At 62.2% G+C, this 14,506-nt stretch carries 15 protein-coding genes; 8 read left to right on the top strand and 7 right to left on the bottom strand.

The features are described from left to right. Positions 1–2: 2 nt before the first annotated feature. From copD to AABM52_RS12915, 8 genes are all read left to right on the top strand, one after another. Positions 3–860, top strand: coding sequence for a copper homeostasis membrane protein CopD (copD, locus tag AABM52_RS12950; RefSeq protein ID WP_347912131.1), 858 nt, complete (start codon positions 3–5; stop codon positions 858–860). Between the two features lie 170 nt (positions 861–1,030). Next, entirely contained in the window at positions 1,031–2,326 is a 1,296-nt protein-coding gene (locus AABM52_RS12945; RefSeq protein ID WP_347912130.1) for an OprD family porin, read from the top strand. A gap of 269 nt (positions 2,327–2,595) precedes the next feature. After that, positions 2,596–3,420, top strand: coding sequence for an NAD(P)-dependent oxidoreductase (locus AABM52_RS12940; protein WP_347912129.1), 825 nt, complete (start codon positions 2,596–2,598; stop codon positions 3,418–3,420). Between the two features lie 52 nt (positions 3,421–3,472). Continuing rightward, positions 3,473–4,360, top strand: coding sequence for an SMP-30/gluconolactonase/LRE family protein (locus AABM52_RS12935; RefSeq protein ID WP_347912127.1), 888 nt, complete (start codon positions 3,473–3,475; stop codon positions 4,358–4,360). 78 nt (positions 4,361–4,438) lie between these two features. Beyond that, positions 4,439–5,410 carry a TRAP transporter substrate-binding protein gene (locus tag AABM52_RS12930; protein ID WP_347912125.1) on the top strand — a complete coding sequence of 324 codons (972 nt, stop codon included), beginning with the start codon at positions 4,439–4,441 and terminating at the stop codon, positions 5,408–5,410. A 78-nt stretch (positions 5,411–5,488) separates the two neighbouring features. Further along, complete coding sequence (locus AABM52_RS12925) at positions 5,489–6,016, top strand: TRAP transporter small permease (protein ID WP_347912124.1); 528 nt, start codon at positions 5,489–5,491, stop codon at positions 6,014–6,016. Next, positions 6,017–7,297, top strand: coding sequence for a TRAP transporter large permease (locus AABM52_RS12920; RefSeq protein WP_102671357.1), 1,281 nt, complete (start codon positions 6,017–6,019; stop codon positions 7,295–7,297). Positions 7,298–7,355: 58 nt separating this feature from the next. Further along, a complete protein-coding gene (locus AABM52_RS12915) occupies positions 7,356–8,246 on the top strand; it encodes an aldose 1-epimerase (RefSeq protein ID WP_347912123.1) in 891 nt (296 codons plus the stop codon). Here the strand turns inward: AABM52_RS12915 and AABM52_RS12910 are convergent. The 7 genes from AABM52_RS12910 to pqqA form a co-directional block, all read right to left on the bottom strand. Next, entirely contained in the window at positions 8,222–9,958 is a 1,737-nt protein-coding gene (locus tag AABM52_RS12910) for a NahK/ErcS family hybrid sensor histidine kinase/response regulator (protein WP_347912122.1), read from the bottom strand. The genes AABM52_RS12915 and AABM52_RS12910 overlap by 25 nt on opposite strands. Next, positions 9,942–11,105 (bottom strand): alcohol dehydrogenase-like regulatory protein ErcA, encoded by a 1,164-nt coding sequence (gene ercA / locus AABM52_RS12905; RefSeq protein WP_347912121.1) that lies wholly within the window; start codon positions 11,103–11,105, stop codon positions 9,942–9,944. Before ercA ends, AABM52_RS12910 begins: the two co-directional genes overlap by 17 nt. 110 nt (positions 11,106–11,215) lie before the next feature. Beyond that, on the bottom strand, positions 11,216–12,358 hold the full coding sequence (pqqE, locus tag AABM52_RS12900) for a pyrroloquinoline quinone biosynthesis protein PqqE (protein WP_347912120.1): 1,143 nt from the start codon (positions 12,356–12,358) through the stop codon (positions 11,216–11,218). Then, entirely contained in the window at positions 12,336–12,608 is a 273-nt protein-coding gene (gene pqqD / locus AABM52_RS12895) for a pyrroloquinoline quinone biosynthesis peptide chaperone PqqD (RefSeq protein WP_310059085.1), read from the bottom strand. The genes pqqE and pqqD overlap by 23 nt, the downstream gene beginning before the upstream one ends. Then, complete coding sequence (gene pqqC / locus AABM52_RS12890) at positions 12,605–13,357, bottom strand: pyrroloquinoline-quinone synthase PqqC (RefSeq protein ID WP_347912119.1); 753 nt, start codon at positions 13,355–13,357, stop codon at positions 12,605–12,607. The genes pqqD and pqqC overlap by 4 nt, the downstream gene beginning before the upstream one ends. A 49-nt stretch (positions 13,358–13,406) precedes the next feature. Then, positions 13,407–14,321 (bottom strand): pyrroloquinoline quinone biosynthesis protein PqqB, encoded by a 915-nt coding sequence (gene pqqB / locus AABM52_RS12885; protein WP_347912118.1) that lies wholly within the window; start codon positions 14,319–14,321, stop codon positions 13,407–13,409. 55 nt (positions 14,322–14,376) lie between these two features. Next, entirely contained in the window at positions 14,377–14,448 is a 72-nt protein-coding gene (pqqA, locus tag AABM52_RS12880) for a pyrroloquinoline quinone precursor peptide PqqA (RefSeq protein WP_003253598.1), read from the bottom strand. Positions 14,449–14,506 lie beyond the last annotated feature (58 nt).

The raw sequence follows: 14,506 nt of genomic DNA, 5'->3' as shown, positions 1-14,506 counted from the left end.
TCATGGCGAGCGCGCTGGTGCTGTGCCGCTTCCTGCATTTCATCGTGGTGCTGATGCTGTTCGGGGGCTGGTTGTTCAAGCCCTTGCTGGCAAATGGCGAAACCGCACTGGATCAGCGCCTGACACGCACCTGCCGTTGGCTGGCCGTGGTGGCGCTGGCCAGCGGGGTCTGCTGGTTGTTGCTGATTACCGCGAGCATGGCCGGGGCCTGGGACGCGGCCTTCGATCCGTCGACCCTGGGCCTGGTGCTGGGCAATACCTTTTTCGGTCAGGTCTGGCGCTGGCATTTGCTGATCAACCTGCTGTTGCTGGCGTTGCTGCTGACACCACTGCGCGCCAGCCTTGCGCTGCGCCTGATCCTCAGCGGCTTGCTGTTGGCCACCCTGGCCCCGGTCGGCCACGGCGCCATGCTCGATGGCACCGCAGGCCGGTTGCTGATCCTCAATCAACTCATTCACTTGATCTGCGTGGGCGCCTGGCTCGGCGGCCTGATGCTGCTGGTGATGATCTTGCGTCAACCCGATGGGCATTCGATCCGCGTGATGTTGCAGCGCTTCAGCGGCGTCGGTTACGGCCTGGTCGCCGGGCTGCTGATCACCGGGCTGATCAATGTGCGGGTGCTCACCGGAGCGTTCTGGCCGACACCGTTGTTCAGCGGGTTCGCCTTGATCCTGTTGATCAAGGCTACGTTGGTGGCGACGATGCTGGGCCTGGCGTTGTTCAATCGCTTGCGGATCAATGATTGCGAGCAGCGTCTGCAAGCATTGCGCGCCAGCGTGATGTTGGAGTGGATGCTGGGGCTTGGCGCGGTCGCGGCGGTCTCGCTGCTGGGCACCCTGCCCCCCATGATTTCCAGCTGACAACCCCGCTCCCACAGGTTTATCCCACAGGTTCCCGGATATCCCGAAGCCTGCATCAAGTCATCGTATAACTTCCGATTGACAACCCTCGAAAATCCCGTAAATATCGCCCCCAATGTTGTACGACGACGTATGACAACAATAAAAACAAGAAACAAGGGAGCGTCACAGTGAGCAAGCTCGTCCGCAATTCCTCCGCCCGTCCTTCGCGTCCAGACTTTGCCCGTCGTCATGCCCTGAGCCTGATCGGCTGCAGCGGCCTGGCCCTCGTCCTGCCCATGACTGGCCAGGCCGAAGGTTTCACCGACGACGCCAAGGCCACGCTGAACCTGCGTAACGCCTACATCAACCGCAACTACACCAACCCGGCCTACCCTCAGGGCAAGGCTGAAGAGTGGACGCAAAACTTCATTCTCGATGCCCGCTCCGGGTTCACCCAGGGTCCTGTGGGTTTCGGTGTCGATGTACTGGGCCTGTATTCGCAGAAGCTCGATGGCGGCAAAGGCACCGGTGGCACGCAGCTGTTGCCGATCCACGGCGATGGCCGCCCCGCCGACAATTTCGGCCGGCTCGGCGTGGCGCTCAAAGGCAAGATCTCGAAAACCGAATTGAAAGTCGGCGAATGGATGCCGGTGCTGCCGATCCTGCGTTCCGACGATGGCCGCTCGCTGCCGCAGACCTTCCAGGGCGCTCAGGTGACCTCCACCGAAATCAGCGGCCTGACGCTTTATGGCGGTCAATTCCGGAAAAACAGCCCGCGTAACGACGCGAGTATGGAAGACATGTTCATGAACGGCAAAGCGGCGTTCACCTCGGACCGTTTCAACTTCGGCGGCGGTGAATATGCGTTCAACGAAAAGCGCACGCAGGTCGGCGTCTGGTACTCGGAACTCAGTGACATCTACCAGCAGCAATACTTCAACCTGACCCACAGCCAACCCGTCGGCGACTGGACCCTGGGCGCCAACCTCGGCTACTTCATCGGCAAGGAAGACGGCAGCGCCAAGGCCGGTGATCTCGACAACAAGACCGCGTTCGCCCTGCTCTCGGCCAAATATGGCGGCAACACCTTCTCCGTCGGCCTGCAAAAACTCACCGGCGATGACGTCTGGATGCGGGTCAACGGCACCAGCGGCGGCACCCTGGCCAACGACAGCTACAACTCCAGCTATGACAACGCCCGGGAGAAATCCTGGCAGGTGCGCCACGACTACAACTTCGTCGCTCTCGGCGTTCCGGGCCTGACCCTGATGAACCGCTACATCAGCGGTGACAACGTGCACACGGGAAAAATCACCGACGGCGAGGAATGGGGTCGCGAATCGGAGCTGGCCTACACCGTGCAGAGTGGTGCGCTGAAAAACCTCAACGTGAAATGGCGTAACGCGACTATTCGCAAGAGCTTCAGCACCAACGAATTCGATGAGAACCGGATTTTCATCAGCTATCCGATCAGCCTGCTGTAAACACAATGCCAATGTAGGAGCGAGCCTGCTCGCGATGACGGAATGTCAGTCGACTTCGATGTTGAAAATCAGACCGCTATCGCGAGCAGGCTCACTCCCACAAGGTGCGCGGGAACTTTAAGAACTGCATCAGACCTCCAGGAAACGACCCTCCGTCAATTACCACCAATGTCGCGTTGACAAGACCCGGAAACCCTAACAATACTTCGCCTTAGTCGTACGACAACCTACAACGAATCAATAACAATAACCGCGCGCCCAGGATTCCCATGACGACCACTGCAACCGCCCGCCCCCCTTTCAATCGCCTGCTGCTGACCGGCGCCGCCGGTGGCCTCGGTAAAGTCCTGCGCGAAAGCCTGCGCCCCTACGCCAATGTCATTCGCCTGTCGGACATCGTCGACATCGCGCCGGCCATCGATGACCGCGAAGAAGTCGTGCCCTGCGATCTGGCCGACAAGCAGGCGGTGCATCAACTGGTCGAAGGCGTGGACGCGATCCTGCACTTCGGCGGCGTGTCGACCGAGCGCTCGTTCGAAGAGATCCTCGGCGCCAACATCTGCGGCGTGTTCCACATCTACGAAGCCGCGCGGCGCCACGGTGTGAAGCGGGTGATCTTCGCCAGTTCCAACCATGTGATCGGCTTCTACAGCCAGGACGAGGTCATCGACGCCCACTCCCCTCGCCGCCCGGACAGTTACTACGGTTTGTCCAAGTCCTACGGCGAAGACATGGCCACCTTCTACTTCGACCGCTATGGCATCGAGACCGTCAGCGTGCGCATCGGCTCGTCGTTCCCGGAGCCGCACAACCGCCGGATGATGAGCACCTGGCTGAGCTTCGGCGACCTGACCCAACTGCTCGAGCGCGCCCTGTACACGCCGAATGTCGGCCACACCGTGGTCTATGGCATGTCCGACAACAAGGACATCTGGTGGGACAACCGCTACGCCACGGCCCTGGGTTTTGCCCCGCAGGACAGCTCCGAAGTGTTCCGCGAAAAAGTCGAAGCCCAGCCGATGCCAGCCGCCGATGATCCGGCGCGGCTCTATCAGGGCGGCGCCTTCTGTGCAGCCGGGCCGTTCGGTGACTGAGCCTTCGCGCGTTGCTTGATCCCCACAACAAAAACCAAGGGAATGAGTTGCCATGCAAGCTGAATTGATTGTCGACGCCCGCAACGCGGTCGGTGAAAGCCCGGTCTGGGTACCTGAGGAAAACGCCCTGTACTGGGTCGATATTCCCGCCGGCGGTTTACAGCGCTGGAGTGCCGCAACCGGACAGGTGGATGCCTGGAAAACCCCGGAGATGCTCGCTTGCATCGCACGTCATCGTGACGGCGGCTGGGTCGCCGGCATGGAGAGCGGGTTCTTCCGCCTGCATCCGCGCACCGACGGCAGCCTCGACAGTGAACGGCTGGCCCAGGTCGACCATGCCCGCACCGACATGCGTTTGAACGACGGCCGCTGCGATCGTCAGGGACGCTTCTGGGCCGGCAGCATGGTGCTGAACATGGGCGCCAACGCCGCCGAGGGTGCGTTGTATCGCTACAGCGCCGGGCAGCGCGGGCCGCTCGAGGCCCGACTGAGCGGTTTCATCGTGCCCAACGGCCTCGCTTTCAGCCCGGACGGGCGCACAATGTACCTGTCCGACTCTCACCCTCAGGTCCAGCAGATCTGGGCCTTCGACTATGACATCGACAGCGGTACGCCTTCGAATCGCCGCGTGTTCGTGGACATGAACCAGTATGAAGGTCGCCCCGACGGCGCAGCGGTCGACGCCGATGGCTGCTACTGGATTTGCGCCAACGACGCAGGCTTGATCCACCGTTTTACCCCCGACGGCCGACTTGACCGTTCCCTCGCCGTACCGGTGAAAAAACCCACCATGTGCGCCTTCGGTGGCCCTCGACTGGACACGCTGTTCGTGACCTCGATCCGCCCCGGCGACGACCATGACCCGCAATCACTGGCCGGTGGCGTGTTCGCCCTCGACCCCGGCGTCAAAGGTTTACCCGAACCCCTGTTCAACGACTGACCCTTCTCGAAAGAAAAAGCGCTCCTGCTGCATCGCTGTGCCTTGAATAAAAAAACAATAAAACTGGAGACACCCCCCATGGACTTCAAACGCACCTTGCTCGCCGCTGCACTTCCCTTCGCCTTCTCCCTCAGCGGTGCCGCCCAGGCACTGGAAATCAAATTCGCCGACATCCACCCCGCCGGTTACCCGACCGTGGTGGCTGAAGAACAACTGGGCAAAACCCTGGTGGCCGACAGCAATGGCGCGCTGACCTTCAAGATGTTCGCCGGTGGCGTGCTCGGCTCGGAAAAAGAAGTGATCGAACAGGCCCAGGTCGGCGCCGTGCAGATGGCCCGGGTCAGCCTCGGCATCGTCGGGCCGGTGGTGCCGGACGTGAACGTGTTCAACATGCCGTTCGTGTTCCGTGACCAGGCGCATATGCGCAAGGTCATCGACGGGGCGGTCGGCGACGAAATCCTCGACAAGATCACCAACTCCGAATTCAACCTGGTCGCCCTGGCCTGGATGGACGGCGGCACGCGCAACCTCTACACCAAGAAACCGGTGCGCAGCCTTGAAGACCTCAAGGGTATGAAGATCCGCGTGCAAGGCAACCCGATGTTCATCGAGACCATCAACGCCATGGGCGGCAACGGCATTGCGATGGACACCGGCGAAATCTTCAGCGCCCTGCAGACCGGCGTGATCGACGGTGCGGAAAACAACCCGCCGACCCTGCTCGAACACAACCACTACCAGAATGCCAAGTACTACAGCCTGACCGGCCACCTGATCCTGCCCGAGCCGATCGTGATGTCGAAAATCACCTGGGAAAAGCTCACCCCCGAGCAACAAGCCCTGGTGAAGAAAACCGCCAAGGCGGCCCAGGCCCAGGAACGCACCCTGTGGGATGCGAAATCGGCCAGCAGCGAAGAGAAGCTCAAGGCCGCCGGCGTCGAGTTCATCACCGTCGACAAGAAACCTTTCTACGAGGCCACCGCGTCGATCCGCGAGAAATACGGCGCGCCCTACGCCGATCTGATCAAGCGCATCGAAGCCGTTCAGTAACCCTCCCTGCATTCAAGAAAGGCCCGGCGCCGCTGACGTTGGTGTACGTCAGTGCGCGCCCGGTTACGGTGGAACCCGATGAAGAATCTGCTGCTGCGTATCAACGACAGGATTTACATGGCCTGCATCTGGGTTGCCGGCCTGTCGGTCCTGGCCATTTCCCTGATGATCCCCTGGGGCATTTTTGCCCGTTACGTGCTCGGCACCGGCTCCAGTTGGCCGGAGCCCACGGCCATTTTGCTGATGATGGTGTTCACCTTCATCGGCGCCGCCGCCAGCTACCGCTCCGGTTCGCACATGGCGGTGGCGATGCTCACCGACCGCATGCCGCCGCACCTGCGCAAGGCCGCGGCCATTGTCGCGCAACTGCTGATGGCGACCATCTGCCTGTTCATGGCCATCTGGGGCAGCAAGCTGTGCCTGTCCACCTGGAACCAGTTCATGAGCGCCCTGCCGACCCTGCGGGTGGGCATCACGTACATGCCGATTCCGGTGGGTGGCGTGCTGACGCTGGTGTTTGTCCTGGAGAAACTCTTGCTCGGTGACCAGAGCAACCGTCGGGTCGTGCGTTTCGACCTCGTTGAAGAAAACGAAGGGGCTGCCTGAATGGACGCTTTTATTCTGTTGGGCAGTTTTATCGCGTTGATCCTGATCGGCATGCCGGTCGCCTACGCCCTGGGGTTTGCCGCACTGATCGGCGCCTGGTGGATCGACATCCCGTTCCAGGCGCTGATGATTCAGGTAGCCGGGGGCGTGAACAAGTTCTCCCTGCTGGCGATTCCGTTCTTCGTCCTGGCGGGCGCGATCATGGCCGAGGGCGGTATGTCCAGGCGCCTGGTGGCGTTTGCCGGGGTGCTGGTGGGCTTCGTGCGCGGCGGCTTGTCGCTGGTCAACATCATGGCCTCGACCTTCTTCGGCGCGATCTCCGGCTCCTCGGTGGCGGACACCGCCTCGGTCGGCTCGGTGCTGATTCCGGAAATGGAGCGCCGTGGCTATCCACGGGAATTCGCCACGGCGGTGACCGTCAGCGGTTCGGTGCAAGCGCTGCTGACACCGCCCAGCCACAACTCGGTTCTCTACTCCCTGGCCGCCGGCGGCACGGTGTCGATCGCCTCGCTGTTCATGGCTGGTGTAGTGCCGGGCCTGTTGATGAGCGCGTGCCTGATGGTGCTGTGCCTGATCTTCGCCAAGAAGCGTGACTACCCGAAAGGGGAAGTCATTCCGATGCGCGAAGCGCTGAAGATCTGCGGCGAAGCGCTGTGGGGACTGATGGCGATGGTGATCATCCTCGGCGGCATCCTGTCGGGTATTTTCACCGCGACCGAATCGGCGGCGATTGCCGTGCTGTGGTCGTTCTTCGTGACCATGTTCATCTACCGCGACTACAAGTGGAGCGAACTGCCAAAACTGATGCACCGCACCGTGCGGACGATTTCGATCGTGATGATCCTGATCGGTTTCGCCGCCAGCTTCGGCTACATCATGACCCTGATGCAGATCCCGGCGAAGATCACCACGCTGTTCCTGACCCTGTCGGACAACCGCTACGTGATCCTGATGTGCATCAACGTCATGCTGCTGTTGCTCGGCACGGTCATGGACATGGCGCCGCTGATCCTGATCCTCACACCGATCCTGATGCCGGTGATCCTCGGTATTGGCGTGGACCCGGTGCAGTTCGGCATGATCATGCTGGTGAACCTGGGCATCGGCTTGATCACACCGCCCGTGGGTGCGGTACTGTTCGTGGGGTCGGCGGTGGGCAAGGTCAGCATCGAATCCACCGTGAAAGCCCTGCTGCCGTTCTATGGCGTGCTGTTCCTGGTGCTGATGGCCGTGACCTACATTCCGGCAATCTCACTGTGGTTGCCGCATTTGGTGTTGTGACGTTCAAGGCAAGGGAGGCGCATCCTCCCTTGCCACAACCTTTTTGAAGCAGGTCAACATGACGCCAACACTCCTCGAACTCGAAGACGAACTCACCCACCTCACCCTCGCCCCGGAACTCGGCGCCAGCATCGTCAACTGGACCGTGCGCAGCACTGGCCAGCCCTTGCTGCGCCACGCAGATGAGCATGCCCTGAACAGCGGCCTGCCCGGCAAGCTCGGCTGCTTTCCCTTGATCCCCTGGTCCAACCGCATCGCCGATGGCGGTTTCGATTGCCCCGATGGCTGGCTGGCACTGGCGCCCAACAGCCTCACCGATCCCCTGCCGATTCACGGCAGCGCCTGGCAGCAGGCGTGGGACGTGGTTTCCCGGTCGAAAAATGAAGTGGTCCTGCAACTCGACAGCACAACCCCCTTCGCTTATCGCGCCCGGCAACGTTTCCATTTGAGCGCGGGCAAGCTGAGCATCGAGATGCACGTCACGCACCTGGCTGAACACGCTGCGTGGCATGGTCTGGGATTGCATCCCTATCTGCCGCGCACACCGAACACCCGACTACAGGCACCCGCCCGGCACGTGTGGATGTGCGACGGGGCAAAACTGCCGACGGAACTCAGCGCATTGCCGGTCGAGTGGGATTTCCAGCAACCGAAGGCATTGCCCGAATCCTTGGTGGACAACGGTTTTTGTGAATGGAACGGCCACTGCCTGATCGAGCAAGCAGATCTTGGTTACGCTCTCGACTGCCAGGCTACCGGCAGCGATTACTACCTGCTCTACTGCCCTGTGGGCCTGGGGTTTTTCTGCATCGAACCGGTCAGCCACCCGGTCAATGCGCACCACCTGCCCGGTCGACCAGGATTACGCTTGCTGGAACAGGGTCAATCCACCGAACTGGCCTTCACCCTGCAGTACCGACCGTTTCAGGCAGTCACCCCCAACAATTGACTCAACACCGCTCGTAACTTGCCGGGCTTCACCGGTTTGTTCAGCAAGGGTGCGTTGAGCCGCTGCAACGCACGCCGACAATGGTCGGTGCGGTCGGCGGTAATGATCACCGCGGGAATGTCCTGGTGGAAATGCTCGCGCAAATGTCGCACCACATCACAGCCGACCACCCCGTGATCGAGGTGATAGTCGGCGAGAATCAGTTCCGGCGCCTGCCCGCGTAGCGCCGCCAACGCAGCCTCTTCATCAGTGGCGACCAGAACGTCGCAGCCCCACTGCCCGAGCAACGCGCTCATGCTGTCGAGAATGCTCACTTCGTTGTCGATCACCAGTAAACGGCGGCCCGGCAGCGGGTTGCCGGTGCCCGGTTGTGGCACCGCCTGACTCACGGGCAACGGAACCTCGTCGGATATCGGCACCTCGATGCTGAACATCGAACCCCGCCCCGGCATCGAGTACACGCCGATCCTGTAGCCAAGGATCTTGGCGATGCGCTCGACAATCGCCAGCCCCAGGCCCACACCCTTGCGGTCGGCGGCGCGGCCGACGTCCAGCTGGTTGAACTCGAGGAAGATCGAATCGAGCCGGTCGGCGGCGATGCCACGCCCGGTGTCCCAGACCTCCAGGCGCAACATCTCGCCCCGACGCCTTGCCGCCAGCAGGATGCTGCCTTCATCGGTGTAGCGGCAGGCATTGCTGAGGAAGTTGCGCAGGATCCGCGTCATCAGGCGCAAGTCGGTGCTGATGGCGTAATCGGCCATACGCACCCGCAGGTTCAAGCCGGCGGCCTGGGCGACAGACTGGAACTCCGACACCAGCGGCCCGAGCAGTTCGTCAAGGCGGTACAAGGCAACGTCCGGCTTGACCGCGGCCTGATCGAGCCGGGAAATGTCGAGCAGATCCGTCAGCAGGTCTTCAGCCCCTTCCAGCGCCTGGTGAGTGCGCTCCACCAGCACCTGCTCGGCTTCCGGCAGTTTGCGTTCGCGCAGGGTCGAAATCAGCAACCGCGCGGCGTTCAGCGGTTGCAGCAGGTCGTGGCTGGCGGCGGCGAGGTATTTGTCCTTGCTGTGATTGGCGGCCTCGGCGGCATCGCGGGCGTCGCGCAAGGCCCGGGCGATCTGTTTACGCTGGGTGATCTGCTGCTGAAGGTTACGGTTGGCTTCGAGCAATTCATCGGTGCGCGCGACGACGCGCTGCTCCAGTTCGTCATTGAGTTGCTGCAGGCGTCGCTGGGCCAGCTTGCGCTCGGTGATATCGGAGACGAACCCTTCTACCAGCCCTTCCTGACCGGGCTTGAGCAGCAGGTTCATCAACACATCGAGGTGACTGCCGTCCTTGCGCCGCAAGCGGGTTTCATAGCCGTGCAGGCTGCGCTGGTGCCTGAGGATTTCGCCAATGGTTTCCAGCTCCTGCGCGCCGTCGACGAACAGGGTGCTGCCCAGGTCGGTCAGGGAGAACAGCACCTCCTGCGGGTCCTGGTAGCCGAGCATGCGTGCCAGCGCCGGGTTGGCGGCGCGCATGCCGTCGTGCAGGCTGGCCTGGAAGATCCCGTGCACCGCGTTTTCGAACAGCCACTTGTAGCGGTTACGCTCGGCTTCCAGCTCATCCAGGCGCGCGGCCAGCTCCGGGTAATGACTCTTGCGCGCCGAGTGGCTGCCCAGCCCCAGCAGCCCCGTCAGGGCCCGTTGTTGCTCGTCAGAGGGCTTCGCCATAGACGACCTCGACATCACGCTGGCTGGATTCGCGCGGGTTGGTCAGGATGCACGGATCGTGCATCGCATGCTGCGACAGGAACGGAATGTCCGAGGTCCTGACGCCATGCAAGCCGAGGGTTTCGTGAAAGCCGATGGCGTGCTTGAGGGCGATCAGGTGTTCGACCAGGCGCCCGCAGATCTGCCGGTGATTCAGGCCTCGGCAGTCGATGCCCAATGTCTCGGCGATCACCTTGAAGCGATCTGGCGACGAGTTGTAATTGAAGGCCACCACGTGCTCGACGAGTACCGCGTTGCACAGGCCGTGGGGCAGATCGAGAAAGCCGCCGAGGCTGTGGGACATGGCATGCACGGCGCCGAGGATGGCGTTGGAGAACGCCAGCCCGGCCTGCATGCTGCCGAGCATGATCTTCTCGCGCAGGGCGATGTCGGTCGGGTTGGCGATCATTTGCACCAGGTTGCCATTGATCAGGCGCATCGCCTCTAGCGCATGGGGATCGGTCAGTGGCCCGTGGCCGGTGGACACGAAGGCTTCGATGGCATGCACCAACGCGTCGATGCCGGTACAGGCCGACAGGAACGGGTCCATGCTCAGGGTGGTTTCCGGGTCGATCAGCGAAACATCCGGCACCACCGCCTTGCTGACGATGGAGAACTTCATGCGCTCCTGCTGGTTGGAAATGATCACGAATTGCGAGACGTCGGCCGAGGTGCCGGCGGTGGTCGGTATCAGGATCAGCGGCGGGCTGGGCACACGGATGGTGTCCACGCCCTCGAAATCGAGAATGCTGCGGCCATGGGCAACGACGATGCCAATGCCTTTGCCGCAGTCCATCGGGCTGCCGCCACCGACGGCGACGATCACGTCGCAGTGGTTTTCCCGGTACATCTCGGCGCCGAGCATCACCTCTTCGACCCGAGGGTTGGGCGAGACATCGGAGTACAGGCAATACTGGATGCCCAGCGCTTGCAGGCTGGCCTCGACATCGGCGACCCAACCGGCGGCAATCACGCCGGGATCACTGACCACCAGGACCTTGCGTGCGCCAAAGGTCTTCGCGTAATTGCCGACACTGTGCCGGCTACCGGCACCGAAGATGATTTCAGGTGAAACGAACTTGCGCAGCTGGTTGAGACTCTGGCTCATTGGAAAGCCTGTTCTTATTGTTTTGGAAGGTAGAAACCACACTAAACCATCCAGCTGTGAATGCAATCAGACCAAGGTCATTGACCCAGACAGTGATTTGTATCGCCAGGCTAGCCGCGATAGATCAGCTGCGAAGCCTTCGCGTTGCGTAGCGTCAGGTGTTCGATCCCCAACCCCGGCGCGTCCGCTTCCTCGCGGGCCTTGAGGATCACCCCGTGGTGCGGGGACTTGCTGCACACCGGGTCGGCATTGCTGGCATCGCCAGTCAGCATGAAAGCCTGGCAGCGACACCCGCCCAGGTCCTTGTGCTTTTCATCGCAGGAGCGGCACGGCTCCTTCATCCAGGCATCGCCGCGAAAACGGTTGAAGCCGAACGAGTCGTTCCAGATGTGCGAGAGGCTGTGCTCGCGCACGTTGGGAAACTGCACCGGCAACTGCCGGGCGCTGTGGCAAGGCAGGGCCGTGCCGTCGGGGGTGATGTCGAGAAACAGGTTGGCCCAGCCGTTCATGCAGGTCTTGGGACGCTCCTCGTAGTAATCCGGGGTGACGAAGATCAGCTTGCACGGGTGGCCCTGGGCTTCGAGGCGTTGGCGGTATTCATTGGTGATGCGCTCGGCACGCTGCAGTTGCTCACGGGTGGGCAACAGGCCGACGCGGTTGAGTTCGGCCCAGCCATAGAACTGGCAGGTGGCCAATTCGACGAAGTCCGCTTCCAGCTCCAGACACAGCTCGATGATCTGCGCGATCCGGTCGATGTTGTGCCGATGGGTGACGAAGTTCAGCACCATCGGATAGCCCTGGGCTTTCACCGCACGGGCCATCGCGAGTTTCTGGGCAAAGGCCTTGCGCGAGCCGGCGAGCATGTTGTTCACCGCTTCGTCGGCGGCCTGGAAGCTGATCTGGATATGGTCCAGCCCGGCCACCTTGAAGTCGCGCACCTTCTGCTCGGTCAGGCCGATGCCGGAGGTGATCAGGTTGGTGTAGTAGCCCATGTCCCGGGCGGCCTTGATCAGTTCGGCGAGGTCCTGGCGAACCAATGGCTCGCCACCGGAAAAGCCCAATTGCGCGGCGCCCATGTCCCGCGCTTCACGGAATACGCGAATCCATTCTTGCGTGCTCAGTTCCTCGCCGTGCCGGGCAAAATCCAGTGGATTGGAGCAATAGGGACATTGCAGCGGACAACGGTAGGTCAGCTCGGCGAGCAGCCACAACGGCGGCCCCGGCAGTGTCTCACTCGATCCAGAATTGCGCATGGGCCACCTCCAGAAACGCCAGCACGTCTTCGTCGATCCCCGGAACCCCGGGGAAACTGGCGCTCAATCGATCAATGATCGCCGCCACGCTGCGCTGGCCATCCACCAGGTCGAGAATCTGTCCGGCACTGGCGTTGAGCTTGATCATGCCTTCGGGGTACAGCAGCACGTGGCAGTCCTGACGGGGCTCCCACTGCAGACGAAAACCGCGGCGCAAGGCCGGCGACTGCTGGCGATCGATCAGGCTCACAGGGCGATCCCCCGGTGCCAGACGTTGTTGCCGGTGACCGTGTGATACGGCGGGCGTTCCAGCTCGTAGGCCATGCTCATGGCATCGAGCATGCTCCACAGCACGTCGAGCTTGAACTGCAGGATCTCCAGCATGCGTTGTTGCCCCTCGGCGGTCACGTAGTGCGCCAGGGTGATGCGCAAGCCATGCTCGACATCGCGCCGCGCCTGGCTCAGGCGCGTGCGGAAGTAGTCGTAGCCGGCGACGTCGATCCACGGGTAATGGGTCGGCCAGGCGTCGAGTCGCGACTGATGGATCTGCGGCGCGAACAACTCGGTCAGCGAGCTACTGGCCGCTTCCTGCCAACAGGCGCGGCGAGCGAAATTGACGTAGGCATCCACGGCGAAACGCACGCCGGGCAGCACCAGTTCCTGGGACAGGATCTGCTCGCGATCCAGCCCCACCGCTTCGCCCAGGCGCAGCCAGGCTTCGATACCGCCTTCACTGCCGGGGACACCGTCGTGGTCGAGAATCCGTTGCAGCCACTCCCGGCGCACGTCGCGGTCCGGGCAGTTGGCGAGAATCGCGGCGTCCTTCAGGGGGATGTTGACCTGATAGTAGAAGCGGTTGGCGACCCAGCCCTGGATCTGCTCGCGGCTGGCGCGGCCGGCGTACATCGCTTGGTGGTAGGGATGGTGGATGTGGTAGTAGGCGCCCTTGGCGCGCAGGGTGGCTTCGAATTCTGTGGGGGACATGGGGGTGTCAGTCATTTTGTTCTCCGGGACTTTTTGCGGTGCCTGCTCGCGAAGAGGCCATCGGCTACAGCTCAATACTCATGCCGTCATAAGCCACTTCAATACCCCGCCGCTCCAGCAGCGCCCGCTCGGCCGAGTCTTCATCGAGAATGGGATTGGTGTTGTTGATGTGGATCAGCACCTTGCGCTGGCGATTGAAGCCCTCCAGCACTTCAAGCATCCCGCCGGGGCCGCTTTGTGGGAGGTGCCCCATTTCGCTGCCCATGCTCTGGCCGACTTCGCAGATACGCATCTCGTCGTCGCGCCACAGGGTGCCATCCAGCAACAGGCAATCGGCACGCTGCATCCAGCCCAGCACTTCATCGTCGATTCGGCCAAGGCCCGGGGCATAGAACAGCGAGGCGCCGTTGCGCAGGTCTTCAATGAACAGGCCAATGGTGTCGCCCGGTTGCGGGTTGCCGCGATTGGGCGAATACGGCGGCGCGTTGCTCACCAGGGGAATCGCGCGAAATTGCAAATGTCCGCAGGCCGCGATGCTGAACGGCTGGCGATCGAGGCCGAGCGGTTGCCAGAGCAATCCGCCGGTCCAATGCCCAAGCATGTTGAACAACGGGAAACCGCTGCTCAGGTCCTGATGCACGCGCTCGGTGCACCACACCTCATGCGGGCAGCCTTCGCGCAGGCTGAGCAAACCGGTGCAATGGTCGATCTGGCTGTCCAGCAGCACGATGCCGGCGATGGCGCTGTCACGCAGGCGCCGCGCCGGTTGCAATGGCGCAAAACTCTCGAGTTGCGCGCGAATGTCCGGTGAAGCATTGCACAGCACCCACTCCACACCGTCGTCACTCAGGGCAATCGACGACTGCGTACGGCGCTGTGCCCGCAGGTTGCCATTGCGCACACCGGCGCACTGGCGGCAGTTGCAGTTCCACTGCGGGAAACCACCGCCAGCGGCGGAACCGAGAACGCGGATGTGCATGGCGGATGCTCCAGAAGGCAGGCCCGGCCAACGCATCCGCTGGCCGGGTGATCAATCAACGGTTGGCGAAATACATCGTCACTTCGAAGCCAATGCGCAGATCGGTAAACGCGGGTTTAGTCCACATGGGTCATTCCTCTTCTTGTGCCCGGGTGATTCCGGTAGAGCCATTAATGCACGGGGCG

Origin of the sequence: Pseudomonas grandcourensis, assembly GCF_039909015.1 — a bacterium.
GTDB classification, from domain to species: domain Bacteria; phylum Pseudomonadota; class Gammaproteobacteria; order Pseudomonadales; family Pseudomonadaceae; genus Aquipseudomonas; species Aquipseudomonas grandcourensis.
This window is presented reverse-complemented; position numbering and strand designations above follow the sequence as displayed.